2 protein-coding genes are annotated in these 1,370 nt (G+C 68.0%); both read right to left on the reverse strand.

Annotation, left to right across the window (positions count from 1 at the left end):
• Window positions 1–803: SIS domain-containing protein (locus ACWGPE_RS18820; RefSeq protein ID WP_452049283.1), on the reverse strand; the 803-nt coding region annotated here is incomplete at its 3' end.
• Window positions 800–1,370, reverse strand: a 571-nt coding sequence (locus ACWGPE_RS18825; RefSeq protein WP_452049284.1) for an N-acetylglucosamine kinase, incomplete at its 5' end; no start/stop codon positions are given. The genes ACWGPE_RS18820 and ACWGPE_RS18825, both read right to left, overlap by 4 nt.

A 1,370-nucleotide genomic window follows, 5' to 3' on the forward strand; every position in this document is an offset into this window, starting at 1 on the left:
CCCTCGGACACTACCGCCAGCACCGGAACCTGCGGATCCACCGTGGCCAGGGGCCCGTGCAACAGGTCGGCACCGGAGAACGCCTGTGCCGAAAGATACGACGTCTCCATCAGCTTGAGCGCGGCCTCGCGGGCGGTGGGGTAGGAATAGCCCCGGCCGGTGCAGATCAGTCGTTGCGCGAACCGGTAACGCTGGGCGATGTCACGCACCAGGTCGCCGCAACCGAGCACCTGCTCACCCAGATCGGGCAGTGCGTCGGCACCATGTCCGTCACCACCGTCGACGAGATCCAGCAGCAGATTCAGCGTCAGCAGTTCGGCGGTGTAGGACTTGGTGGCGGCCACCGACCGTTCAGCCCCGGCCATTACGTCGATATGGATCTCGGCGGCCGCAGCCAGATCCGACGTCGCATTGTTGGTGAGGGCCACCGTCAGTGCGCCCCGGGCCCGGGAGACCTCCACAGAGCGCACCAGGTCCGGAGAACCACCCGACTGACTCACCGCGATGTAGAGCACTCCACGCAGGTCTGGCTGGGCACCGTAGACAGTCATGGTCGACGGCGACACCAGGCCGGCGGGCAGGCCGAGTTTGATCTCAACGAGATATTTCGCGTAGAGGGCCGCGTGGTCGCTGGTGCCGCGTGCTACGAGCAACACGAATCGTGGTGCGGCCTTGGCGATCCGGGCTGCCGCGGCGCTGAGTTGAGCACCGCCCGCGAGCACGCACCGCCACACCTGTGGTTGTTCGTCGATCTCGCCGGCCATCAGCCGCCCGGGTGTGTTGCTGATCTCGGTACCCGTCATGTCGGCTCATTTTCGGGATCGGCTTGCCGCAGAAGTCGTTGCGCGATCTCCACGGCGCCGCGCACCGGGTCCACCGCCAGTACCCGCATCTCGGTGAACCGCTGCACGGCGAGACGCCGGCGTACCGCTTTCTGCAAGGCCGGCTGGTGTACCGCCAAGCCTCCCGCAAGCACTACAGGACCAGTGGAGCCCAAGCGGTCGGCCACCGAGATCGCCAAGCCTGCCAGTGCGGCGGCGGCGTCCTCGACGATCTGCATGCTGACCGGATCGCCGGCGCTGGCCAGTTCGAACACCACCCGGGCGTGGCCGGCCCAGTACCGCCGGTCGGGCTGGGCGTAGAAGTGGTCGAGCAGCTGTTCGGGGAACTGCAGGCCACAATTGGCGGCCAGTTGCAGGCCGAGCTGATCCGCGGGTTGGCCGTGGTCGACGCGGGCCAGGCTGCGTCGCACTGCTTCCCGGGCAATCCCGTAGCCGCTGCCCTCGTCTCCGAGCAGGTAACCCCAGCCGCCTGCGCGTGTCTCCCGACGGCCGCGGCGGCCCCAGGCCACCGATCCGGTACCCGAGATG

The sequence above is a fragment of the Agromyces sp. NPDC055658 genome (genome assembly GCF_053618155.1).